At 57.0% G+C, this 22,694-nt stretch carries 23 protein-coding genes; 18 read left to right on the plus strand and 5 right to left on the minus strand.

All coding sequences use genetic code 11. The annotated features are described in order from the left end of the window. Positions 1-53 precede the first annotated feature (53 nt). The 6 genes from urtB to ABRZ26_RS00980 all read left to right on the plus strand — a co-directional run bounded on the left by urtB (position 54) and on the right by ABRZ26_RS00980 (position 5,441). Positions 54-1,628 (plus strand): urea ABC transporter permease subunit UrtB, encoded by a 1,575-nt coding sequence (gene urtB / locus ABRZ26_RS00955; RefSeq protein ID WP_319602387.1) that lies wholly within the window; start codon positions 54-56, stop codon positions 1,626-1,628. Then, positions 1,628-2,704 (plus strand): urea ABC transporter permease subunit UrtC, encoded by a 1,077-nt coding sequence (gene urtC / locus ABRZ26_RS00960; protein WP_319602388.1) that lies wholly within the window; start codon positions 1,628-1,630, stop codon positions 2,702-2,704. Before urtB ends, urtC begins: the two co-directional genes overlap by 1 nt. Further along, the gene (gene urtD, locus ABRZ26_RS00965) at positions 2,697-3,488 is read left to right on the plus strand and encodes an urea ABC transporter ATP-binding protein UrtD (protein WP_319602389.1); all 792 of its coding nucleotides are present in this window, start codon (positions 2,697-2,699) and stop codon (positions 3,486-3,488) included. The genes urtC and urtD overlap by 8 nt, the downstream gene beginning before the upstream one ends. Before the next feature lies 1 nt (position 3,489). Further along, positions 3,490-4,188 carry an urea ABC transporter ATP-binding subunit UrtE gene (gene urtE / locus ABRZ26_RS00970; protein ID WP_319602390.1) on the plus strand — a complete coding sequence of 233 codons (699 nt, stop codon included), beginning with the start codon at positions 3,490-3,492 and terminating at the stop codon, positions 4,186-4,188. A 133-nt stretch (positions 4,189-4,321) separates the two neighbouring features. Further along, positions 4,322-5,026: a hypothetical protein gene (locus ABRZ26_RS00975; protein ID WP_319602391.1), complete on the plus strand. Its 705-nt coding sequence runs from the start codon at positions 4,322-4,324 to the stop codon at positions 5,024-5,026. After that, positions 5,019-5,441, plus strand: a complete 423-nt coding sequence (locus ABRZ26_RS00980) for a hypothetical protein (RefSeq protein WP_319602392.1) — start codon at positions 5,019-5,021, stop codon at positions 5,439-5,441. Before ABRZ26_RS00975 ends, ABRZ26_RS00980 begins: the two co-directional genes overlap by 8 nt. A gap of 91 nt (positions 5,442-5,532) precedes the next feature. On the opposite strand, the gene ABRZ26_RS00985 is transcribed toward ABRZ26_RS00980, so the two are convergent. Both ABRZ26_RS00985 and ABRZ26_RS00990 read right to left on the minus strand, forming a co-directional pair. Next, the gene (locus ABRZ26_RS00985; RefSeq protein ID WP_319602393.1) at positions 5,533-6,690 is read right to left on the minus strand and encodes a serine hydrolase domain-containing protein; all 1,158 of its coding nucleotides are present in this window, start codon (positions 6,688-6,690) and stop codon (positions 5,533-5,535) included. Between the two features lie 152 nt (positions 6,691-6,842). Beyond that, the gene (locus tag ABRZ26_RS00990) at positions 6,843-7,013 is read right to left on the minus strand and encodes a hypothetical protein (protein ID WP_249243874.1); all 171 of its coding nucleotides are present in this window, start codon (positions 7,011-7,013) and stop codon (positions 6,843-6,845) included. A gap of 332 nt (positions 7,014-7,345) precedes the next feature. On the opposite strand from ABRZ26_RS00990, the gene nifH reads away from it, so the two are divergent. The 5 genes from nifH (at position 7,346) to ABRZ26_RS01015 (ending at position 12,301) form a co-directional block, all read left to right on the plus strand. Then, entirely contained in the window at positions 7,346-8,230 is an 885-nt protein-coding gene (nifH, locus tag ABRZ26_RS00995) for a nitrogenase iron protein (RefSeq protein WP_319602394.1), read from the plus strand. A gap of 11 nt (positions 8,231-8,241) precedes the next feature. Beyond that, a complete protein-coding gene (gene nifD, locus ABRZ26_RS01000) occupies positions 8,242-9,690 on the plus strand; it encodes a nitrogenase molybdenum-iron protein alpha chain (RefSeq protein ID WP_319602395.1) in 1,449 nt (482 codons plus the stop codon). Positions 9,691-9,748: 58 nt separating this feature from the next. After that, positions 9,749-11,314, plus strand: coding sequence for a nitrogenase molybdenum-iron protein subunit beta (gene nifK / locus ABRZ26_RS01005; protein WP_319602396.1), 1,566 nt, complete (start codon positions 9,749-9,751; stop codon positions 11,312-11,314). 68 nt (positions 11,315-11,382) lie between these two features. Continuing rightward, positions 11,383-11,598 (plus strand): putative nitrogen fixation protein NifT, encoded by a 216-nt coding sequence (nifT, locus tag ABRZ26_RS01010; protein ID WP_319602397.1) that lies wholly within the window; start codon positions 11,383-11,385, stop codon positions 11,596-11,598. Between the two features lie 37 nt (positions 11,599-11,635). Beyond that, positions 11,636-12,301 (plus strand): NifB/NifX family molybdenum-iron cluster-binding protein, encoded by a 666-nt coding sequence (locus tag ABRZ26_RS01015; RefSeq protein ID WP_319602918.1) that lies wholly within the window; start codon positions 11,636-11,638, stop codon positions 12,299-12,301. 177 nt (positions 12,302-12,478) lie between these two features. Here the strand turns inward: ABRZ26_RS01015 and ABRZ26_RS01020 are convergent, their stop codons facing one another. The 3 genes from ABRZ26_RS01020 to dld all read right to left on the minus strand — a co-directional run bounded on the left by ABRZ26_RS01020 (position 12,479) and on the right by dld (position 15,447). Continuing rightward, positions 12,479-12,958, minus strand: coding sequence for a hypothetical protein (locus tag ABRZ26_RS01020; RefSeq protein WP_319602398.1), 480 nt, complete (start codon positions 12,956-12,958; stop codon positions 12,479-12,481). A 75-nt stretch (positions 12,959-13,033) separates the two neighbouring features. Then, positions 13,034-13,429, minus strand: coding sequence for a hypothetical protein (locus ABRZ26_RS01025; RefSeq protein WP_319602399.1), 396 nt, complete (start codon positions 13,427-13,429; stop codon positions 13,034-13,036). A gap of 257 nt (positions 13,430-13,686) precedes the next feature. Next, complete coding sequence (gene dld, locus ABRZ26_RS01030) at positions 13,687-15,447, minus strand: D-lactate dehydrogenase (RefSeq protein WP_319602400.1); 1,761 nt, start codon at positions 15,445-15,447, stop codon at positions 13,687-13,689. 271 nt (positions 15,448-15,718) lie between these two features. On the opposite strand from dld, the gene nifE reads away from it, so the two are divergent. From nifE to nifV, 7 genes are all read left to right on the plus strand, one after another. Continuing rightward, positions 15,719-17,095 (plus strand): nitrogenase iron-molybdenum cofactor biosynthesis protein NifE, encoded by a 1,377-nt coding sequence (gene nifE, locus ABRZ26_RS01035; protein WP_319602401.1) that lies wholly within the window; start codon positions 15,719-15,721, stop codon positions 17,093-17,095. Between the two features lie 15 nt (positions 17,096-17,110). Continuing rightward, entirely contained in the window at positions 17,111-18,502 is a 1,392-nt protein-coding gene (gene nifN, locus ABRZ26_RS01040) for a nitrogenase iron-molybdenum cofactor biosynthesis protein NifN (RefSeq protein ID WP_319602402.1), read from the plus strand. Beyond that, positions 18,499-18,957, plus strand: a complete 459-nt coding sequence (locus ABRZ26_RS01045; protein WP_319602403.1) for a NifB/NifX family molybdenum-iron cluster-binding protein — start codon at positions 18,499-18,501, stop codon at positions 18,955-18,957. The genes nifN and ABRZ26_RS01045 overlap by 4 nt, the downstream gene beginning before the upstream one ends. 150 nt (positions 18,958-19,107) lie before the next feature. Beyond that, on the plus strand, positions 19,108-19,413 hold the full coding sequence (locus tag ABRZ26_RS01050; RefSeq protein WP_319602404.1) for a hypothetical protein: 306 nt from the start codon (positions 19,108-19,110) through the stop codon (positions 19,411-19,413). A gap of 38 nt (positions 19,414-19,451) precedes the next feature. Beyond that, positions 19,452-20,327 (plus strand): Fe-S cluster assembly protein NifU, encoded by an 876-nt coding sequence (gene nifU / locus ABRZ26_RS01055; RefSeq protein WP_319602405.1) that lies wholly within the window; start codon positions 19,452-19,454, stop codon positions 20,325-20,327. A gap of 10 nt (positions 20,328-20,337) precedes the next feature. Then, entirely contained in the window at positions 20,338-21,528 is a 1,191-nt protein-coding gene (gene nifS, locus ABRZ26_RS01060; protein ID WP_319602406.1) for a cysteine desulfurase NifS, read from the plus strand. 17 nt (positions 21,529-21,545) lie between these two features. Then, positions 21,546-22,691: a homocitrate synthase gene (nifV, locus tag ABRZ26_RS01065; RefSeq protein WP_319602407.1), complete on the plus strand. Its 1,146-nt coding sequence runs from the start codon at positions 21,546-21,548 to the stop codon at positions 22,689-22,691. The last annotated feature ends 3 nt before the right edge of the window (positions 22,692-22,694 follow it).

The following is a 22,694-nucleotide window of genomic DNA, read 5'->3' on the forward strand; positions in this document are numbered from 1 at the left end:
ATGCTGAAGGGAAATAAGGTTAAACACTCTCTTTTTACATGACGGGCATTGCGATGATCATTCGTCAATTACGTAATTTGTTTCTGTCACTGTGCTTAGCGACGCCGCTGGCGGCGCTGGCCGGCCCGGCGGCCGACTTTGCGGCGGCCAGCCGCAGCCAGCAGGCGGAAATGCTACAACAATGGGCGATTGCGCCGGACGCCGCTCGCCTGCCATTGTTGCAGGCGCTGCATCGCGAATCGGTGGTGATCGATGAAAACAAACGGCCGTTCAGCGAGACGCAGGGCAAACTTGTCCCGCTGGAAGGCGACGCGCAGCCGGCGGGCGGCACCAAAAAGCTGTTTATGAACAACCGCCTGCGCGTGCTGATCGCCGGCGCGCTGGCGTCCCATCAACTGGTAAGCGATAACGCGGCGACCCGCCTGCATGCCGCGCGCTTACTGCAAAACGAAGCCGTGGCCGGGCAACTGCCGCTGTTGACGCAACGTTTAAGCGCCGAGCAGGACGGCGCCGTCTCCGCCGCGCTGAAAATCGCCATCGCCAGTTTACAGTTGACGGACGCTAACCCGCAGGCGCGTCTTGACGCGGTGCGGCAGTTAGGCGAAACCGGCGATCCGCAAATGCAGGCGCGCTTACTGCAACTCACCCAGCCGCAGAACGAGCCGGATGCCGACGTCAGGGCGGCGGCGCTCGAAAGCGTGGGCAAAATCAAACGCAGCCTGATTCTGGGCGATCTGCTCGGGCAGGCGTTCAGCGGCTTATCGCTGGGGTCGATTTTGCTGTTGGCGGCGCTGGGGCTGGCGATCACTTACGGTCTGCTGGGCGTGATTAACATGGCGCACGGCGAAATGCTGATGCTGGGCGCCTACGCCACCTGGCTGGTGCAAGCGCTGTTTCAACGCGTTGCGCCCGAATGGCTGGCGTATTACCCGTTATTGGCGCTGCCGGCCGCTTTCTTTATCACCGCCGCCATCGGCATGGCGCTGGAACGCACCATTATCCGCCATCTTTATGGCCGTCCGCTGGAAACGCTGCTGGCGACCTGGGGAATTAGCCTGATGCTGATTCAACTGGTGCGGGTGTTGTTTGGCGCGCAAAACCTGGAGGTGGCCAATCCGACCTGGCTGTCCGGCGGCTTACAGGTGCTGCCTAACCTGGTGCTGCCCTATAACCGTATCGCAGTGATCCTGTTTGTGATCGGCGTGCTGCTGCTCACCTGGCTGCTGCTGAATAAAACCCGTCTCGGCCTTAACGTGCGGGCGGTGACGCAAAACCGGGCGATGGCCGACTGCTGCGGCGTGCCGACCGGACGCGTCGATATGCTGGCTTTCGGGCTGGGCTCGGGCATTGCCGGACTGGGCGGCGTGGCGCTGTCGCAATTGGGCAACGTCGGCCCGGAGCTGGGACAGGGTTATATCATCGACTCCTTCCTGGTGGTGGTGCTCGGCGGCGTGGGGCAACTGGCTGGAACGGTGGTCGCCGCCTTTGGACTGGGCATCATCAATAAAGTGCTGGAGCCGCAGATCGGCGCGGTACTTGGCAAGATCCTGATTTTGATCCTGATCGTATTGTTTATTCAGAAACGACCGCAAGGATTGTTTGCATTCAAAGGGCGGGTAATTGACTGATGAGACAACCCATTACGTTAACCATCGCGAAAAAAGCGCCGCGGCTGACCACCGGCATCGGTATCGCCGTACTCTCAGCGCTGCTGATACTGCCGTTTTTCGCCCTGTTGCCGCCGGATCACGCGTTGGCGCTGTCTACCTACACGCTGACGCTGGTCGGCAAAATCCTCTGCTATGCGATTGTCGCCGTCGCGCTGGATTTAGTGTGGGGATACGCCGGGCTGCTTTCCCTCGGCCACGGTCTGTTTTTCGCGCTGGGCGGCTATGCCATGGGCATGTACCTGATGCGGCAGGCCACGGGCGACGGGCTGCCGGCCTTTATGTCGTTTCTGTCATGGAACGAGCTGCCGTGGTTCTGGATCGGCACCCAGCATTTCGCCTGGGCGCTATGTCTGATTGTGCTGGCGCCCGGACTGCTGGCGCTGGCGTTCGGCTGGTTTGCCTTTCGCTCTAAAATCAAAGGCGTTTATTTCTCCATTATGACGCAGGCGCTGACCTATGCCGGCATGCTGCTGTTTTTCCGCAATGAAACCGGTTTTGGCGGCAATAACGGATTCACCGGTTTTACCATGCTGCTCGGCTTTCCGGTGACGGCGACCGGAACGCGTATCGGGCTGTTCATCGCCACCGTACTGCTGCTGTTTCTCAGTCTGGTTATCGGCTTCGCGCTGGCGCGCAGCAAGTTCGGCCGCGTGTTGACGGCGGTGCGCGATGCGGAGAACCGGCTGATGTTTTGCGGCTACGATCCCAAAGGCTTCAAACTGTTCGTGTGGACGCTGTCTGCGGTGCTGTGCGGTCTGGCGGGGGCGCTCTATGTGCCGCAGGTGGGCATTATCAACCCCAGCGAAATGTCGCCGACCAACTCGATCGAGGCCGCCATCTGGGTGGCGCTGGGGGGCAGGGGAACGCTGATCGGCCCGCTGCTTGGCGCCGGGATCGTCAACGGCGCCAAAAGCTGGTTTACCGTGGCCTTCCCCGAATACTGGCTGTTCTTTCTCGGGCTGATTTTCATTCTTGTCACGCTGTTCCTGCCGCGCGGCGTTATTGGCTTGCTCAACCGGAGGAAACATGACTGAGCCACTGTTTACCCAGCCGCAACCGTCGGATCGCCATCGTCATCAAACCGACCCGGTGCTGCAACTGGATAAAATCAACGTCAGTTTCGATGGTTTTCGCGCCCTGACCGACCTGTCGTTGCAAATCGGCGTCGGCGAGCTGCGCTGCGTGATTGGGCCGAACGGCGCCGGCAAAACCACGCTGATGGATGTCATTACCGGCAAAACGCGGCCGGACGACGGGCGGGTGTTCTACGATCAGCAGACCGATCTCACCACGCTCTCGCCGGTGGAGATTGCCCGTGCCGGCATCGGGCGAAAATTTCAAAAACCGACGGTGTTCGAGGCGTTAACGGTGTTTGAAAATCTGGAAATCGCCTTAAAAGCGGAGAAATCGGTATGGGCCTGCCTGCGCGCCACGCTCAGCGGCGAGCAGCGCGACCGTATCGATGACATGCTGACGCTGTTGCGCCTCGGCGCTGAACGACGCCGTCTGGCGGGGCTGCTGTCGCACGGTCAAAAACAGTTTTTAGAAATCGGCATGCTGCTGGTACAGGAGCCGCATCTGCTGCTGCTAGACGAACCGGCCGCCGGCATGACCGATGCCGAAACGGAATATACCGCCGAGTTATTTCGCAATCTGGCGGGGAAACATTCCTTAATGGTGGTGGAGCACGATATGGGGTTTGTCGAAACCATCGCCGATCGCGTTACCGTATTGCATCAGGGTCAGGTACTGGCGGAAGGTTCGCTGCGTGAAGTGCAGGCCAATGAGCAGGTTATCGACGTTTACCTGGGACGCTAAAATGTTACAGATATCAGAACTCAATCAATATTACGGCGGCAGTCATATTCTGCGCGGCTTATCGTTCGAAGCCAGAACCGGCGAGGTAACCTGCCTGCTGGGCCGCAACGGCGTCGGTAAAACCACGTTGTTAAAGTGCCTGATGGGCTTGATTCCCGCCAAATCGGGCAGCATTCGCTGGCAGGGGAATGCGATCAATCACCGCAAACCGCATCAGCGGGTACAGGCGGGCATCGCCTATGTGCCGCAGGGACGGGAAATTTTTCCACGGCTGACGGTGGAAGAAAATCTGCTGCTTGGCTTGTCGCGTTTTTCCGGCGCGCAGGCCAGAAGCGTACCCGACGAGATCTACCAGCTTTTCCCGGTGCTGCAAGAGATGAAACAGCGGCGCGGCGGCGATCTGTCCGGCGGCCAGCAACAGCAGTTGGCCATCGGACGGGCGCTGGCCTGCAAACCGCAACTGTTGATTCTGGACGAACCGACGGAAGGCATTCAGCCGTCGGTGATCAAGGAAATCGGCGCGGTGATCCGCAAACTGGCGCAGCGCGGCGATATGGCGATCCTGCTGGTCGAACAGTTTTACGATTTCGCCGCCGAACTGGCGGACAGCTATCTGGTGATGTCGCGCGGGGAGATCGTACAGCGCGGACGCGGCAAGGATATGGAAAAAGACGGCGTTCGCCATCTGGTCGCGATTTAACGCCATATCAGGCTTGGGAGCAGAAAAAACATATCCAGAGCCACTTATTTCAGACTTAAGCGGAAGTGTACGGATAAGCGTGATGGCGTATTATTGAGCGCGCAATCGTTTTAAACAGGAAGGGAAATTAGGGATGAGTAAACGAAGCGATATAATTGATGGAAAAATAGCCGCGCGGGTTCCATATGGGTTGGTTTATACGGAAGCGCTCGGATGGATTGATCTCGGCCATGCGCAGGGTACGGACATCAGAACTCTTTTGCGGAAAATTGAAGCTGGAGAGTCATCTGGGCAGGATCGCTATGATGTTAGCTATTCACAGTCCATGACAGATCCATTTCGCACCATGAAAATAGGGAAATTCATTACCTGGCGTATTAAACGCGGCCGCCCATATCACGAACGCAAAAGTATTGCTCTTGGGATGATGATATCGCTGGCCCGTAAGTTTGAAGGGCTTCAGGCGTCGTTCCCCGTAAGTCTTGTTACCGACAGTGGCTTCAGTGGCGAGGATCTGGTCTCTGATTTACTGGGCTTTTACCGCGCCGTTTCCATCCAGAATCCTTTCGAAATGCTGCGACCGATCAGCAAAGATGAGGCGTTAAAGCGCTGGGATTATTATGGGAAGATAGGCTTCTGGAAAAACAGGGGGCTTACGCCGCTTCTATTTCCAGATCCTGAAAGATTCCCCAACGCCAGGCCGCGTAAAGGCGTGCTTCCTAACTTCATGCAAACAGTCAGGCCATGGAGTGACTTCCACTCGGGAATTGTTGATATCGCCAGCGCTGATGGTTCATACATAGACGAAGCGAAAAGGGGATCGTTACCTTATGCGTAAATCAGTTAAAGTGCTCAGTGGCGTAATTATCGTTGTCGCCGTTGCGCTGACTTATTCCTGGCCGTACATCACAATGGAATTCGCGGGAAGCGCTCACTATACCGAGCAGGATAAACGTGAATATGAATTTTATACCCCCGATATTCTGAAAAAAATGCCCCGAATTTCAACTCATTATGATTTCGACTTTGCAAATATAACTGGTCCGGCATCACACGTATATGCAGTCAGATACTATGATACTAACGATTCCAGCAAGGTCGATGCTTATCTGAATTTTATGGGGTACAAAAAACAGGATAATTGTCATATCGAAGCAGTGTGTTGGCAGAGGGCAGATCCTCAAGAGATTGTGACCGTAAGCACGCTGGAAAACCCTAAAGCCATATTAGTCTCAGTCATCTATAACTTCTGATGGATAAATTTTAACTGTAACGCCATATCAGGCTTGGGAGCAGAAAAAACGCCGTTCATTGCGGGGGCAATGAACGGCGTCATGCTGGCGATTAGCGATAGATGGCATCGCGCAGTTCGGTTACGAAGTCGCCGTCCATTCCTTCATACAGGGTATTGGTGAGCGCCACAACGCTAAGCCCCTGCTGCGGGTCGACAAACCACGAATGGCCGTAAACGCCGCCCCAGCGCCAGGTTCCCACCGATTCCGGCGAGTCCGCCGCCGCCGGATCGCGCAGCACCGAAAATCCCAGCCCGAAGCCCAGTCCGGGCGAGTCGGGGATCGCATAGCCGCCGGTCTGATCGCGTCCCATCTCCGCCGCCAGCTCGGCGGAAATCAGCGGCGCGCCGCCCTGACGCAGCGTATCCAGCAATGTCATCACATCATCGGCGGTGCCGACCAATCCGGCGCCGCCGGAGGGATAGGCCTGCTGGTTAAGCGCGCGGGCAGGGGAATAACGCACGCCGACGTTCTCTTCAGAGAACGGCACGATTTCCCCTTCCTGAAGACGATGGGGGACAGGCGCGTCATTGACATAGGGCACCGCCAGGCGTTGCGCATCGCGGCAATAAAAATCGGTGTCGTCCATATGCAGCGGGCCGGTAACCAGCGCGCGTACGGCGTCGCCGAGCGGCTGGTTGCAAACACGCTCTATCACCGCGCCCAACACATCAATCGCCAGCGAATATTGCCAGGCGCTGCCCGGCGCAAACGACAGCGGCACGCTTGCCAGGCGACGAAGATTTTCCGCCAGCGTGATATCCGCGTCATCCAGACCGTCGGAAATACCGGCGCGGGCGTAAGGGCCGTTTTCATCGCTTTCATGAAAACGGTAGTTCAGCCCGGCGGTGTGACTGAGCAACTGACGCGTGGTGATTTCAGGGGCTTCGCCGCTTGCCAGCCGCGGCTGAAAATCCGGCAACCAGCGACGGATATCTTCATCCAGTCCCAGCTTGCCTTGCGACACCAACGCCATGGCCGCCGTCGCGACAATCGGCTTGCTGACTGACGCCAGGCGAAACAGCGTATCCTCCGTCATCGGCCGCCCGCTTTCCCGGTCGGCCAGACCGGCCGCGCCGCGATAAGCCTCTTTACCCTGTTGCCGAACGATAACCACGGCGCCGACAAGGCGCTGTTCGGCAATGGCTTGTTCTATAACGGTATTCAGACGCGCGGACAACGCGCTAGCCGACGGCGATATCTCTGACATATTAAGCTCCTGACATAGACTGTAATAGCGATAACGCACTATAGATTAGTGGGAAATCGGAGAAAAGAGGAGGGTGTTCCGTTGTCAGCGGACAAAGTTATCCGCAATAACAACGGCGAGAAAGTCTTCGCTCGTCTGCGCGCCGCCTATAGCTAGAGTTCAAAACCCGGCGCGACGACTTTCGGCTTACATTCCGCTGGCTTCGGGGTGCCGGCAGGAATATTTTTACAATCCGGCGCAAAAGGATTAAGGGCATCACGATTGAGATAGAGGATAAACAGCACCAGAATAATCAGAGGGATCAGGATACGTTTTCTTTTCATGGTTACGCTTCATGCGGGATGCAACGGGATCGGCTGTGTTGCATAATTGATGTAAATGTTAATCGTCTGGGTAAATCCTACCGCGTTAACCCGCTTTTGTCTTTAATACATTAGTTTCAATAGCGGCCGGTCGGCGTGTCGAATCCGACGCGCGCTTCTGTCGCCTTTGTCTCTTTTACAACAATTAGTCGCGTTATTGTCCCCAACCCCTCGCGCCGCTTCAGAGCGAGGTTAGTAATTTTCTCTATTTATCAAATTCTTACCTTTTCCCCTGAGAGTGGTATGCCCCCTGCAAGATATAGCGGGACATTCACTGTAAAGAGGAAGACACCATGGCAATACGTCAGTGTGCGATTTATGGCAAAGGCGGGATCGGTAAGTCCACCACCACGCAAAATCTGGTGGCGGCGCTTGCTGAACTGGGTAAGAAAGTGATGATTATCGGCTGCGACCCGAAGGCCGACTCCACGCGCTTAATCCTGCATGCCAAAGCGCAAAACACCATTATGGAAATGGCCGCCGAGGTGGGATCCGTCGAAGATCTCGAACTGGAGGATGTGTTGCAGATCGGCTACGGCGGCGTGCGCTGCGCTGAATCCGGCGGCCCGGAACCCGGCGTCGGCTGCGCGGGGCGCGGCGTGATCACCGCCATCAACTTTCTGGAAGAAGAGGGCGCCTATGAGGACGACCTGGATTTTGTCTTCTACGACGTGCTGGGCGACGTAGTCTGCGGCGGGTTCGCCATGCCGATCCGCGAAAACAAGGCCCAGGAAATCTACATCGTCTGCTCCGGCGAAATGATGGCGATGTACGCCGCCAATAACATTTCCAAAGGGATTGTGAAATACGCCAAATCCGGCAAGGTCCGTCTGGGCGGCTTGATTTGTAACTCCCGTCAGACGGACCGGGAAGATGAGTTGATCATCGCGCTGGCCGAAAAACTGGGCACCCAGATGATTCACTTTGTGCCGCGCGACAACATTGTGCAGCGCGCTGAAATCCGCCGCATGACGGTGATTGAATACGATCCCACCTGTACCCAGGCCGACGAGTACCGCACGCTGGCCAGCAAGATCGTCAACAACACCAAGATGGTGGTGCCGACGCCGGTCACCATGGATGAGTTGGAAGCCTTGTTGATGGAGTTCGGCATTCTCAGCGAAGAAGACGAATCCATCGTCGGTAAAACCGCGGCAGAAGAGGCGCAGTCCGCCTGAGGAAACATGCTATGACAGACACCATCATACAGCAGAATCAGGCGCTGATTCAGGAAGTGCTTGAAGTCTTCCCGGACAGAACCCGGAAAGAACGCGCCAAACACATCATGACCGTTGAGCCGGGCATGGAGTCGGTAGGCAAATGCATTATCTCCAACCGCAAGTCGCAACCGGGCGTGATGACGGTGCGCGGCTGCGCCTATGCCGGTTCCAAAGGGGTGGTTTTCGGGCCGATCAAGGACATGGCGCACATCTCGCACGGCCCGATAGGCTGCGGCCAGTATTCCCGCGCCGGGCGACGCAATTACTATACCGGGATGAGCGGCATCGACAGTTTCGGCACGGTGAATTTCACCTCGGATTTTCAGGAGAAGGACATCGTATTCGGCGGCGACAAAAAGCTGCGCAAGCTGATTGACGAGCTGGAACTGCTGTTCCCGCTGACCAAAGGCATCAGTATCCAGTCGGAATGCCCGGTCGGGCTGATCGGCGACGACATTGAAGCGGTGGCGCGCGAAGCCAAAGGCGAAATCGGCAAGCCGGTGATCCCGGTGCGTTGCGAAGGGTTCCGCGGCGTATCGCAGTCGCTGGGACACCATATCGCCAATGACGTGATCCGCGACTGGATTTTACCTGCCCGGGACGACCAGCCCTTTGCCGCGACGCCGTACGACGTCGCCATTATCGGCGATTACAACATCGGCGGCGATGCCTGGTCTTCGCGTATTTTACTGGAAGAAATCGGGCTGCGGGTCGTTGCGCAATGGTCCGGCGACGGCACGCTGATGGAAATGGAAAAAACGCCCAAGGTGAAACTTAACCTGGTGCATTGCTATCGCTCGATGAACTATATCTCGCGCCATATGGAAGAAAAATACGGTATTCCCTGGATGGAATACAACTTCTTCGGCCCCACGCAAATTGCGGCGTCGCTGCGCAAAATCGCCGGCCAGTTCGACAGCGTCATTCAGGCGAACGCCGAAGCGGTGATTGCCCGCTATCAGGCGCAGACGGAGGCGGTGATCGCTAAATATCGGCCGCGGCTGGAAGGGAAAAAAGTGTTGCTGTACGTCGGCGGCTTACGTCCGCGCCACGTTATCGGCGCCTATGAAGATCTCGGTATGGAAATTATGGCCGCCGGTTATGAGTTCGCCCATAACGACGACTATGACCGCACCTTGCCCGATCTTAAGGACGGCACGCTGCTGTTTGACGATCTCAGCACCTATGAACTGGAGGAGTTCGTCAAAAGGTTGAAGCCGGACCTGGTGGGGTCGGGCATCAAGGAAAAATACGTGTTCCAGAAGCTGGGGATGCCGTTTCGGCAGATGCACTCCTGGGACTATTCCGGTCCTTATCATGGCTATGACGGCTTTGCGATTTTCGCCCGCGATATGGACATGACGCTGAACAACCCTTGCTGGAACCAGTTAACCGCGCCCTGGCTGAAATCCGCCTGAGGCCTGATGACCCTTTGTCCCGTCAGTTCACCGATTTGTGGCGCGGGAGGAGAATACGATGAGCCAGAATACCGAAAAAGTGAAACCCTGTTATCCGCTGTTCGAACAACCGGAATACCAGGCGCTGTTCGCCAGCAAAAGCGAGTTGGAAGAAGGACACAGCAAGGAACGCGTACAGGAGGTTTTTGCATGGACCACCACCCCCGAATACGAAACGCTGAATTTTCAGCGTGAAGCGCTGACGGTCGACCCGGCGAAAGCCTGTCAGCCGCTGGGAGCGGTGCTGTGTTCGCTGGGATTTGAGAAAACCTTGCCCTATGTACACGGCTCTCAAGGGTGCGTCGCCTATTTTCGCACCTATTTCAACCGCCACTTTAAAGAGCCGGTGGCCTGCGTTTCCGACTCCATGACCGAAGACGCCGCCGTATTCGGCGGCAACAACAATATGAATCAGGGGCTACAGAACGCCGGCGCCTTATATAAACCGGAAGTGATCGCCGTGGCCACCACCTGTATGGCGGAAGTGATCGGCGATGATTTGCAGGCATTTATCAGCAACGCGAAAAAAGACGGTTTTGTGGCCGAGGGCATTGAAGTGCCTTATGCTCATACCCCCAGCTTTATCGGCAGCCATGTGACCGGCTGGGACAATATGTTCGAAGGGTTCGCCCGCACCTTTACCCAGGGCGTCGAAGGATACCAGGTCGGCAGCAACGGCAAAATCAATCTGGTCGCCGGTTTTGAAACCTACCTCGGCAATTTCCGCGTACTGAAACGCATGATGGCGCAAATGGCGGTGCCGTGCTCGCTATTGTCCGACCCGTCGGAAGTGCTGGATACCCCGGCGGACGGCCATTATCGCCTGTATGCGGGCGGCACCACGCAGGCCGAAATGCGCGATGCGCCCAACGCCATCGATACGCTGCTGCTGCAACCCTGGCAGTTGGTCAAAAGCAAAAAAGTGGTCAGGGATGACTGGCAACAGCCTTGCACCGAGGTCGCCATTCCTATGGGGCTGGCCGGCACCGACGACTTTCTGATGACCGTCAGCCAGCTCACCGGCAAACCCATTCCGGAAGCCTTGACGCTGGAACGCGGCAGGCTGGTCGACATGATGCTGGACTCGCACACCTGGCTGCATGGCAAACGTTTCGGCATCTACGGCGATCCCGACTTCCTGCTGGGGCTGACCCGTTTTTTGCTGGAGCTGGGCTGCGAACCGGCGGTGATACTCTGCCATAACGGCAGCAAGCGCTGGCAGAAAGCGATGAACAAGCTGCTGGCGTCATCGCCGTACGGCAAGGAGAGCGAAGTGTTTATCAACTGCGATCTGTGGCATTTCCGCTCGCTGATGTTTACCCGACAGCCGGACTTTATGATCGGCAATTCTTACGGCAAATTCATCCAGCGCGATACCAAGGCCAAGGGCGACCAGTTTGAAGTTCCGCTGATCCGCATCGGCTTTCCGATCTTCGATCGTCACCACTTGCACCGGTCGACGACCTGGGGGTACGAAGGAGCGATGACGATGTTGACCACGCTGGTGAACGCGATTCTGGAAAAACTGGACGATGACACGATGGCGCTGGGTAAAACCGATTACGGTTACGACCTGGTGCGCTAACCGGGTTAGCGCTTCCCCCGGCAAGGGGAGGCCGGTAAAGGCGCTTTTTCCGCTCCGCAGGAGGACGTATGGCCAACATCATTCTTCGTCAGCGCGCTGACGGTATCCACTGTTATATCGCCAAAAAAGATCTGGAGGCCAGAGTCACTTTCCTGGAGTTCGACCAACCCGACCGCTGGGGCGGTCGGATTGAGCTGGAGAGCGGGCAGGCGTGGTTTATTGCGCCGCTGGACGCGAAACCGACGCTGCCCGTCACCTTGCGCGCCAAAAAATATGAAGACTAACCGTCGATGACGACAAATACCGGAGATGCTCATGAGCCTGACTCGGGATGATTTACTTTTCTGGCGGCTATTCGCCCTCGCGCAACTGCTGCCGGAAATCGCGCCCGCAACGTTACTCAACTGGCTGGAAACGACCTGCGACGAGTCCCTGACGCTGGAGCGGCTGTCCGCGCTGTCGCTTGAGGAACTGTCCCGCCATTTACCCGTTGATAACGGCGTACTCACCGTTGCCCGCTGGCAGCAAATCATGGATTGCCTGCACGGCAACCTTCCGCCTCATTTAACCGCACAGTCCGAACGTAAGCAGGGGCAGCAGTTACAGGTAGCCTTTGCTTCCAGCAACGGTCTGACGATTAACGGCCATTTCGGTCAATGCCGCCTGTTCTTTATCTACGCCTGGGATCGCCAGGGGCCGTTCCTCAGCGGATTACGGCGTTATCAGCCGCGGGAGGGCGACGACGGCAATGAAGGAAGATTGCGGCTGCTGACCGACTGCCACCTGCTATTTTGCGAGTCGATCGGCGGGCCGGCCGCGGCGAAAGTGATCCGGCACAACATCCACCCGATCAAGGTTCCCCCGGCGACCGCTATCGACCAGCAACTCCAGGCGCTGCATAGCATGATTACCGAGCATATGCCGCCCTGGCTGGCGAAACGATTGGGAAAAGATAATCCGCTGCAACAGCGGCAGTTTGGTTTTTGATCTGAGGGCGGGCGAGGCCATCGCTCGCCCGTTATTCTTACGACCATCGATAAGGAGGCTGTTCTCAGGAACCGTCGCTGCCGTTGCCTCGTCAGTCGGCGGGAATGACAGCGATCGTCAATATCGAAACGGCAAAAAATTACTTTTACATGGCTAGCGTTACGGGAAACGAGTGAGCTAATTAATACTATCAGGAAAGGATATTGATAGTTCACATGGCTTTTCCGTTGAAAAGGCAACTGTCTCGCCATGTTTGTTGCTCAAACCTTCGTAAGTTTTACCATCACACTCATTTGTTAATAGATATCTGACGAGAGGCAATGGATTGCCATCCGGATCGCCGACCGTAAATCGCTCGACATAGTCATAGCCATTAACTTGGGGTAATAAAACAACATCGTTGAGCGAAATGTCACCTTTCACAACAAACAGCCCGATTTTATCGTTTACGCCTATAGCGCCAACGGCCTGATCTTTAGTTCCTTGAACAATATGAGCGCCTGGCGGTATTTTTATTATTTCATGGCCATTAAAATCAATGCGGTAGTAACCTGTATCCACATAGAATCCCTTGTCTTCAATGTCTTTTTTGGTTAAATCAAAAGAAGACGTACACCCGCTTATCAATACAACCAATAAACATATTATTTTTTTCATCGACTAAATCTCGCTAGATCGGCGGGCAAGTCCGTCGCGCCGCCTGTTATTATGACAAAGTTCGTATCATCTTTACTATGGCTTTATTTTTATAATAAAAACCTTTTTAAATGGCGTTGCCTTGGTATACATTCCGCCAATTACCCCACCAGTTAAATTAAGTTTTATCTCGCCAGCCATAACTGGGATTCCTTTAATATCCACACAATTATAATCTACAAATAGCCTTGTATTTTTGTTTGTTTTTTCATTTGATAATTTACACGGAGTCGCCAGCAATCCAGAATCACCAGGCTCCAATGGAATAATATCGGGAAGGTTGATTACATGGCCACCATCAATCGTCACTCTCGATGAATATATCTTCCCCACCTGAGCATCCTCCAAACGACCTCCCTCTGGCATAAACGACAGATTTGCACTGCATGCAGAAAGAAATAGAGATACAAAGGTGTAAAAATATTTTTTCATAATTATGTCAATAAATTATAAATAAGCATGCTTATAGAAAACCTATTAATTAAATAGTAATGTAGGGCTAGAACATTCTTAGCCCTGATTTATTACCCCCATGAAAAAGATCTCATAGAGATCCTTTTCGCCTTTAGCCCATCATAAAATAGCATTAACTGTATATTACCGACAAGCCGAACACAACCGATTGAACAGGCGACACATTCAACGCACGCTCTGCGCCTGTTCAAGGAAGTTATGCGGCCAATTAGCCCTCAATCCCCCGAGTGATGTTCATCGCCGCAACCACAGCCCCAGTTTTTCAGTTTGGACGTTTTGCCGATGCCGGGATTCAGGCTATTGGTTGGATCGTTTTGCTGATAAAACGCCTTCAACTGCGGCTTGGCTTTGTACAGATGACCGACGTTATGTTCGGCCGGGTACTCCGCGCCGCGCTGGTCGAGCAGGGCCAGCATTTTCTCTTTCAGCTTATGGATATCCACGCCTTTCTTCACGATGTAATCCTGATGGAAAACGTGGCACATGAAGTGGCCGTAATACAGCTTATGTACCAGCATGTCGTTGATTTCCGCCGGCAGGTGCTCAAACCATTCCCGATCGTTGCGCCGCAAAGCGATATCCAGCGGCAGGATATTTTCCACCTCTTTGCTGTGTACCGCGTGATAGCGGATCGCGGCGCCCGCCGCGGCAAAACGATGCAGAAAGGCCTTGGCGCCTTCTTCCTGCGTGCAGACGAAAAATTCGCCGTCGGCCTCGCGGAAATAGTGTTCCAGCCAGCGATGCGCTTCATCAATGCCGTCGCCGGCCATTTTCAGCATCAGATGGTGTTCAAAGCGGTCGCGATAGGTTTTCATCCGGGCCGGCAGCGGGGAAGGCAGCAGACGACTAAGGAACTGCATGGTGCGATCCACCAGATGCGACGGCAGAAAAGGTATTTTGCCGAAGATGGCGTCCATCCGGCCTTTCAGGTTAAAGAACATCGGCATTTTGTCGGTGCCGAGTTTATCGATCATGAGAAAGGTGTCTTTACCGTATATTTCTGCGATATCAAACATATCGCGGTGCAGATATTCGCCGGCGATCGGCAGGTTTTTAAACTCGGCGAGGATATGACGGCGCAATTCGGTCAATACCTGCGGCTGATTGGTGCCGATATAGAACACCTGCTGGGATTTTTCCGCCGGAAAGGTATCCAGTCGAACGGCGAAAACCGACAGTTTGCCGGCGCAGCCCGCGGCCTCAAACAAACGCCGTTCATCGGCATTAAAACGGGAAGGGGTATCGGCATCCACATCGCGGACACGCTCGACGTACTCATGGTCGGATGCCTGCCGTTCGTCGTAAGTCACATCCTGAGGCTGGTATTGCTGCGACTCCAGTCGGGTCAGGATCTCTTCCGGCGAATCGCCCAGATTAATCCCCAAATGGTTAATCAGTTCGACCTGTCCCTGTTCGTTAACCCGACCGTAAAGCGCCATTTCGGTGTAGGCCGGGCCGCGATGCACCAGCGAACCGCCGGAGTTGTTGCAAATGCCGCCAATGACCGAGGCGCCGATGCAGGAAGAACCGATCACCGAATGCGGCTCGCGTCCCAGCGGTTTCAATACCCGCTCCAGATGCCACAGCGTGCTGCCCGGCAGCGCCACTACCTGTCGCCCCTTATCCAGCAACTGGACTTTATCCAGCCGCAGGGTGTTGATGATCACGATTTCGCGGTCATAACCGTCGCCGCTCGGCGTGGAGCCTTCGGTCAGGCCGGTATTGGCCGCCTGCATCAGCACGATACGCCCGGCCTCGATGCTGGCTTTGAAGACCTTCCACTGTTCAAGCAGCGAGGCGGGAGAGACCACCGCCAGCGCATCCCCCTGACCGGAACGGAAGCCTTTGCGATAACGCTCGGTTTTATTTTTATCGGTCAGGATATGAGATTTGCCGACAATGCCGGTCAGGGTGCGGATGAGCGTTTGAGAATTAACGGAAGAGGAATTTACCGGGGATGTTGCATAGTCCTGCATGACAGTCTGTCCTGTTGTTTAATCTAATGAATACGATAAAAAGCATAGTATTAACTGTGAATCTTGCTTATAGATATTCCGCTTACCGGTTACATGCAGCATCTTATTCTGTCGGCGATGCCGACGACTCGCTCAGCGCATTCCACCTGACAATCATTGTTGGTTTTGTCGGACAACCGACAATAACAATTCATTTAAAATCAATTAATTAACATCTGGCGCGCCAATTGCAGCAGGGTTTACCGAGCCACATTACGTGCCGAGGTGAATCATGAGAAGTAGTGAGATTGCGGCGTTAATGGATCAGCCCGCCTGCGATCATAACGGCGGTCATAAATCCGGCTGTAGCGCGCCCAAACCCGGTACCGCGGCGGGCGGCTGCGCGTTCGACGGCGCGCAGATCGCGCTGTTGCCGATTGCGGATGTCGCCCATCTGGTGCATGGGCCGATCGGTTGCGCGGGCAGCTCCTGGGATAATCGCGGCAGCCGCAGTTCCGGGCCGTTGATTAACCGGCTGGGATTTACCACCGATATGAGCGAGCAGGATGTGATTATGGGACACGGCGAGCGGCGCTTGTTTCATGCGGTGCGCCACATCGTCGAGCGTTATCATCCGGCCGCGGTGTTTATTTACAACACCTGCGTTCCCGCGATGGAGGGCGATGATATCGAGGCGGTGTGCCGGGCCGCGGAACAGGTCAATCATATCCCGGTGATCGCTATCGATGCCGCCGGGTTTTATGGCAGCAAGAATCTGGGCAACCGCATCGCCGGCGAAATGATGGCGAAAAAGGTGATCGGTCGGCGCGAACCCGCGCCCTGGCCGGACGATTTCGCCATCCCGGCCTCGCAAGGACACAGCATCGGTCTGATTGGCGAGTACAACATCGCCGGCGAGTTCTGGCATGTCCTGCCGTTATTGGATCGGTTGGGGATCCGCGTGCTGGGCAGCCTCTCCGGCGACGCGCGTTTCGCCGAAATTCAGACCCTGCACCGCGCCGAAGTCAATATGCTGGTGTGCTCGCGCGCGCTGATCAACGTCGCCCGCCATCTGGAAATGCACTATGGCACGCCCTGGTTTGAAGGCAGCTTCTACGGCGTGCGGGAAATGTCCTCCTCGCTGCGAACGCTGGCCGGCCTGCTGGACGATGACGCGTTACAGGCCAGAACCGAGCAGTTGATCGCCCGGGAAGAGCAGACCGCCAGGCTGGCGCTGGAACCCTACCGTCAACGGCTGAAAGGCAAGCGCGCCCTGTTGTATACCGGCGGCGTGAAATCCTGGTCGGTGGTGTCGGCCTTACAGGATCTGGGGCTGGACGTGGTGGCGACCGGCACCAAAAAATCCACCGAGGAAGATAAAGCCCGTATCCGCGAACTGATGGGCGACAACGCCGTCATGCTTGAGGACGGCAACGCCCGTCTGTTGCTGGATACCGCCTATCGCTACAACGCCGACATCATGATTGCCGGCGGACGCAATATGTATACCGCCTATAAAGCCCGCCTGCCGTTTCTGGATATCAATCAGGAACGGGAGCATGCCTTTGCCGGTTATCAGGGGATCGTCGCGCTGGCTCGTCAGCTTTGCGCGACGCTGGAAAGTCCAATCTGGCCGCAGGTCAATCGCCGGGCGCCCTGGCATAGCTGAAGAAGGAGATCGTCAATGGCTCAGGTTTTAAAATCGACAAAACCGCTGGCAACCAGTCCGATAAAAAGCGGACAGCCGCTGGGGGCTATTCTGGCCGGCATGGGGCTGGAAGGGTGCATTCCGCTGGTTCACGGGGCGCAAGGGTGCAGCGCCTTCGCCAAGGTATTTTTCATTCAGCATTTCCATGATCCCATACCGCTGCAAACCACCGCCATGGATCCGGTCACCACCATTATGGGTTCGAACGATAATATCCTGGCGGCGCTGGCGTTGCTGTGCGAACGCCATAATCCCAAAATGATCGTGGTGCTGAGCACCGGTCTGTCGGAAGCGCAGGGCGCCGATCTGGCCTTCGCGCTGCGTCAGTTCAGAGCCGAATATCCCAAATATGAGTCCGTCGCCGTGGTCACGGCCAGCTCGCCGGACTTCTACGGTTCAATGGAGAACGGTTACGCCAGCGTGCTGGAGAGCGTGATTGAACAGTGTGTGCCGGCCGCGCCGCCCGCCAGCGTCATACGCAAAAAGCGGGTGAATCTGTTGCTGGGGCATATGCTGACGCCCGGCGACCACGAACAAATCCGCAGCTATGTGGAAGCGTTCGGCCTGCAACCGATCGTACTGCCCGACCTCGCGGCATCGCTGGACGGCCATCTGGCGGCAGGCGATTTTTCGCCATTGACCCAGGGCGGTACGCCGGTTCGTCTGCTGGAACAGATGGGGCAGAGCGCGTCGACCATCGCCATCGGCGTGTCGTTGCAACGGGCGGCCAGGTTATTGGAAAGCCGCAGCCACGCCCCCGCGCTCTGGCTGCCGCATCTGATGACGCTCGATCGGTGCGATGCCTTTATCCATCATCTGCACAAGCTGTCAGGCCGCGACGTGCCGCCCTGGATTACGCGTCAACGCGGTCAATTGCAGGATGCGATGATCGATACCCATATTTGGTTACAGGATAAGCGGCTGGCGATCGCGGCGGAAGGCGATCTGCTGGCCGCCTGGCTGGACTTCGCCATCAGTCAGGGCATCCGGCCTGACTGCGTGGTCGCCCCGGCGAACCAACCGGGCCTGTCGTCCTTGCCGGTGGCGGAAGTGCAGATTGGCGATCTGGAAGATGTCGATAAAAAGTTACAATGTCACTCATTCGACATGCTGTGCGCCAACTCGCACGCGGCATCGCTGGCGCAGAAATACCATCTGCCGCTGGTGCGTATCGGTTTCCCGCTGTTCGACCGCATCGGCGAATTTCGCCGTCTGCGCCAGGGCTATGCCGGCATGCGCGATACGCTGTTTGAGCTGGCGAACGCCATGCGTCAGGCGCATCACGAACTCCCGGTTTATCACTCGCCGTTAAAGCAGATATTCCCGCCGGCCGCCACGCAGGAACCCGTCATGGAGATAAAGCCATGAAACATTTAACCCGCCAGTTGGCGATCCCGTCGGCCGACAGCTGGATTATCCGTATCGCCTTCGCCAGCGTTGATTTGCGCGTCGTCGATCAACATTTCGGCTCCTCGCCGCGCCTCGCCATCTATGGCGTGCGTCGTGATGAGGTGCAACTGCTGGAGGTGGCGGATTTCACCGTTTATCAGGGCCACAACGCGGACAAACTCATTAGCCGCATCAGCGCGGTCGAAGGGTGCTTCACCCTGTACTGCACGGCCATCGGCGATACGGCGTTCAGGCAACTGCTGGGGATCGGCGTACGCGCGGTCAACGTGGCGCGCAATACCCCGATTGCCATGCTGCTGGCCGATGCTCAGGCTTTGTGCGACGACGGCCGGGTCAGAAAATCGCGGCGTAAAAAAGACGCCAACCGTTTCAACACGATGATGCAGGAAAGCGGCTGGTTCGAAGAGGAGTAAGGCTTGTCGCCTGTGCGACAAAACCGACAATTACCGCCGTTTATGCAACAGCGCAACAATAATGCTCAGCGCTATCCTGTTGATAAAAGATGATTTTGTGACTGGCATCACATTTGCTCAATGATAAACGTCAGGTACAGGAGCCCAATCATGATTCACATCGATGCAACGACCTTAAGCCAACTCCGACAACGCCAGTCGCAGCGTCGTCCGGCAACCGCCGGTCTGGCGCTGATTGTCAGCGGCGATGCCTGTCGAGGCTGGTCGCTGCGGATGATATGGCGCGATCGGGCATTACCCGGCGATGAATGCCACGAAATAGACGGTATGCGGTTTTTCGCCTCGGCGTTGCACTGGCGGCAGTTGGCGCAGGCGCGCATCAGTTCGGATACGCAAGGTGTCTGGGTTGAATTTCAGCCGCCGGGATGTCGGTGTGAAAGCGGGTCGTGCGCATAGCCGCATTATAAATGCCGTACATAAACGGGAGTAAGAGCATGTGGAATTATTCTGAGAAGGTAAAAGAACATTTCTTTCATCCGCGTAACGCCCGTGTGGTTGAGCAGGCGAACGCGGTCGGCGATGTCGGTTCGCTCAGCTGCGGCGACGCCCTGCGGCTGATGCTGCGGGTTGATCCCGGCAGTGAAGTGATTCAGGAAGCCGGATTTCAAACGTTTGGCTGCGGCAGCGCGATTGCCTCCTCATCGGCGTTGACCGAATTGATTATCGGCAAGACGCTGGACGAAGCGTCTCGCGTCACCAACCGCGAGATCGCCGATTATCTGGACGGTCTGCCGCCGGAAAAAATGCACTGCTCGGTGATGGGACAGGAAGCGCTGCGGGTGGCGATCGCCAACTATCGCGGCGAGACGCTGGAAGACGACCACGAAGAGGGCGCCCTGATCTGTAAATGTTTCGCCGTGGATGAAGGGCAAATCAAGCGCGCGGTGCTCACCAACGGGCTGACCACGCTGGAAGAGGTGATCCATTACACCAAGGCCGGCGGCGGCTGTACCGCCTGCCACGAAAAAATCGAACAGGCGCTGAGCGACATTCTGGCCGATGCGGCGGCACAGGCGCCGGCCGGGCAGCCGTCGCCAGCGCAAAAAAACGAACGCCGGCTGACCATTGAAGAGGTGATTAACAGTCTGCGGCCGCATATCCAGATGGACGGCGGCGATATCAGGCTGGTCGACGTCGCCGACAACGAGGTGCGCGTGGCGCTGTCCGGCAGTTGCAACGGCTGCATGATGACCGACATGACGCTGGGCTGGCTGCAACAGAAACTGCTGGAGCGGCTGGGTTACTTCATCCGCGTGACGGCGGATACGCCGGCTCCCGCCGAAGTCATTTTTCAGACGTCAGACAGCTAAGGAGCCGCACATGAAACCGATTTATCTGGATAACAACGCCACCACCCGCCTGGATCCGATGGTGCTGGAGGCCATGCTGCCGTTTTTACAGGATCAGTACGGCAACCCGTCGTCGATTCACGACTTTGGCGAACCTTCCCGCCGGGCGCTGGCCAGAGCGCGCGAACAGGTGGCCAGCTTTCTCGGCGCCCGCCACGACAGCGAGGTCATTTTCACCTCCTGCGCGACGGAAGCCACCTCCACCGCCATTCTTTCCGCGGTGGAAGCCTTTCCCGCGCGGCGGGAGATCATCACCACCGCCGTAGAACATCCCGCCACGCTGGCGGTGTGCGAACATCTGGAGCGGCAGGGCTACAAAATTCACCGTCTGGGCGTTAACGAGCAGGGCGCGCTCGATCTGGACCTGTACCGGGCTTTGCTGCATGACGGCGTCGCGCTGGTGACCGTTATGTGGGCGAATAATGAAACCGGGGTGTTGTTCCCCGTCGAACAGATGGCGCAGGCGGCGCACGAGCACGGCATTCTGTTTCACTGCGATGCCGTGCAGGCGCTGGGGAAAGTGCCGGTGGCGCTCGCCGACTCAAGCATCGATATGCTGTCGTGTTCGGCGCACAAAATTCACGGTCCGAAGGGTACCGGCTGCCTGTGGCTGCGGCGCGGAACCCGTTTTCGCCCGCTGTTGCGCGGCGGACATCAGGAACGCGGCCGTCGGGCCGGCACGGAGAACATCGCCGGCATCGTCGGCATGGGGATGGCAAGCGAATTGGCCGCGATCCATTTGCCGATGATGGCGGCCAGCATCGCGCCGCTGCGCGACCGACTGGAAAGCGGATTACAGACCATCGCCGGCACCCGCGTGATGGGCGCCGGCCAGCCGCGCACGCCGAATACCCTCAACATCGCGTTTGAATTTATTGAAGGGGAAGCCATTCTGCTGATGATGAATCAGGTCGGGATTGCGGCGTCCAGCGGCAGCGCCTGTACCTCCGGTTCGCTGGAGCCGTCTCACGTCATGCGCGCGATGAACATTCCCTATACCGCCGCGCACGGCAGCATCCGCTTTTCTCTGTCGCGCTATACGCGTGAAAAAGAGATCGACTACGTACTCGCGCAGCTTCCGCCGGTGATCGATCGTTTGCGTGCGTTATCGCCATACTGGCAGCAGGGAAAACCCGGTGAATTCACGCCGGCCTGGGGTTAACCGGGGAGATTCCGCCGATGAAAACCATCGTCGTTAATGACACCACGTTGCGTGATGGCGAGCAAAGTCCCGGCGTGGCCTTCAGCGCCGCAGAAAAACTGGCGATTGCCGTATCGCTGGCGCAAGCGGGCGTTCCCGAGCTGGAAGTGGGGACGCCCGCCATGGGCGAGGAAGAGTGCGCGCGCATTTATCAGATTCGCCAGGCGCTGCCGGATATCACGCTGATGGCCTGGTGCCGCCTCGATGAAAAGGATATTCGGCAGGCCGCGCGTCTGGGCGTGAACTGGGTGGATATTTCGCTGCCGGTTTCCGCCTGTCTGCGCCAATTCAAAGTCGGCCTGCTGTGGTCGGAAATGTTGCAGCGGCTCAGCGACCTGATCCAGTTCGCCCTGGCGCAGGGGCTTCAGGTTTGCGTCGGCGGCGAAGACGCCTCGCGGGCCAGCGAGGAAGACATGTCCGCCGTCGCCCAGGTGGCGACGGCGGCGGGCGCGGCGCGAATGCGCTTTGCCGATACCCTGGGATTGCTCGATCCGTTTTCAACCACGCAACAGATCCAGCGGTTGCGGCGCCATTGGCCGGGCGAGTTGGAAATTCATGCCCACAACGACTTTGGCATGGCGACGGCCAATACGCTGGCGGCGGTGCGCGCGAGCGCCACCCACGTCAGCACTACCATTCTCGGGTTGGGCGAGCGGGCGGGCAACGCCGCGCTGGAGCAGGTGGTGCTGGGGCTGTCGCATACTCAGTTGGGCGAAACCCATGTGGATACCACGCAGCTGACGGCATTATGCCAGCGGCTGGCCGCCGCCGCCGGCGAAAACATTCCCTATCGGCAACCGTTGGTCGGCGAGCGGGTGTTTACCCACGAGTCCGGCGTCCATGTCGCGGGGCTGCTGCAAGGCGTGGAAAGCTACCAGAGCATTCCTCCCCGGCTACTGGGGCGAGAACACCAGTTGGTGCTGGGAAAACATTCGGGCCGGCGCGCGCTGGCGGCGATTTTTTCTCAGCTTGGCCTGCCGGTCAGCGACGCGCAGATCCCGCAGATTCAGCAGGCGCTGCGGCTGTTTGCCGAAACGGGCAAGCGCCCGCCCACCCGGGACGAGCTTTGCCGACTTTATCAGGGAATAAGCGAGATACCGGTCAGGGCGCTTAACGTTGTTTGACGG

Source organism: Brenneria sp. L4-2C (assembly GCF_040240335.1).
Taxonomy (GTDB): domain Bacteria; phylum Pseudomonadota; class Gammaproteobacteria; order Enterobacterales; family Enterobacteriaceae; genus Brenneria.

What these genes read in the sequence shown, in the direction of transcription:
- urtB (WP_319602387.1), top strand. Translation starts at nt 54, where the DNA reads ATGATCATTCGTCAATTACGTAATTTGTTTCTGTCACTGTGCTTAGCG.
- urtC (WP_319602388.1), top strand. Translation starts at nt 1,628, where the DNA reads ATGAGACAACCCATTACGTTAACCATCGCGAAAAAAGCGCCGCGGCTG.
- urtD (WP_319602389.1), top strand. Translation starts at nt 2,697, where the DNA reads ATGACTGAGCCACTGTTTACCCAGCCGCAACCGTCGGATCGCCATCGT.
- urtE (WP_319602390.1), top strand. Translation starts at nt 3,490, where the DNA reads ATGTTACAGATATCAGAACTCAATCAATATTACGGCGGCAGTCATATT.
- ABRZ26_RS00975 (WP_319602391.1), top strand. Translation starts at nt 4,322, where the DNA reads ATGAGTAAACGAAGCGATATAATTGATGGAAAAATAGCCGCGCGGGTT.
- ABRZ26_RS00980 (WP_319602392.1), top strand. Translation starts at nt 5,019, where the DNA reads ATGCGTAAATCAGTTAAAGTGCTCAGTGGCGTAATTATCGTTGTCGCC.
- ABRZ26_RS00985 (WP_319602393.1), bottom strand. Translation starts at nt 6,690, where the DNA reads ATGTCAGAGATATCGCCGTCGGCTAGCGCGTTGTCCGCGCGTCTGAAT.
- ABRZ26_RS00990 (WP_249243874.1), bottom strand. Translation starts at nt 7,013, where the DNA reads ATGAAAAGAAAACGTATCCTGATCCCTCTGATTATTCTGGTGCTGTTT.
- nifH (WP_319602394.1), top strand. Translation starts at nt 7,346, where the DNA reads ATGGCAATACGTCAGTGTGCGATTTATGGCAAAGGCGGGATCGGTAAG.
- nifD (WP_319602395.1), top strand. Translation starts at nt 8,242, where the DNA reads ATGACAGACACCATCATACAGCAGAATCAGGCGCTGATTCAGGAAGTG.
- nifK (WP_319602396.1), top strand. Translation starts at nt 9,749, where the DNA reads ATGAGCCAGAATACCGAAAAAGTGAAACCCTGTTATCCGCTGTTCGAA.
- nifT (WP_319602397.1), top strand. Translation starts at nt 11,383, where the DNA reads ATGGCCAACATCATTCTTCGTCAGCGCGCTGACGGTATCCACTGTTAT.
- ABRZ26_RS01020 (WP_319602398.1), bottom strand. Translation starts at nt 12,958, where the DNA reads ATGAAAAAAATAATATGTTTATTGGTTGTATTGATAAGCGGGTGTACG.
- ABRZ26_RS01025 (WP_319602399.1), bottom strand. Translation starts at nt 13,429, where the DNA reads ATGAAAAAATATTTTTACACCTTTGTATCTCTATTTCTTTCTGCATGC.
- dld (WP_319602400.1), bottom strand. Translation starts at nt 15,447, where the DNA reads ATGCAGGACTATGCAACATCCCCGGTAAATTCCTCTTCCGTTAATTCT.
- nifE (WP_319602401.1), top strand. Translation starts at nt 15,719, where the DNA reads ATGAGAAGTAGTGAGATTGCGGCGTTAATGGATCAGCCCGCCTGCGAT.
- nifN (WP_319602402.1), top strand. Translation starts at nt 17,111, where the DNA reads ATGGCTCAGGTTTTAAAATCGACAAAACCGCTGGCAACCAGTCCGATA.
- ABRZ26_RS01045 (WP_319602403.1), top strand. Translation starts at nt 18,499, where the DNA reads ATGAAACATTTAACCCGCCAGTTGGCGATCCCGTCGGCCGACAGCTGG.
- ABRZ26_RS01050 (WP_319602404.1), top strand. Translation starts at nt 19,108, where the DNA reads ATGATTCACATCGATGCAACGACCTTAAGCCAACTCCGACAACGCCAG.
- nifU (WP_319602405.1), top strand. Translation starts at nt 19,452, where the DNA reads ATGTGGAATTATTCTGAGAAGGTAAAAGAACATTTCTTTCATCCGCGT.
- nifS (WP_319602406.1), top strand. Translation starts at nt 20,338, where the DNA reads ATGAAACCGATTTATCTGGATAACAACGCCACCACCCGCCTGGATCCG.
- nifV (WP_319602407.1), top strand. Translation starts at nt 21,546, where the DNA reads ATGAAAACCATCGTCGTTAATGACACCACGTTGCGTGATGGCGAGCAA.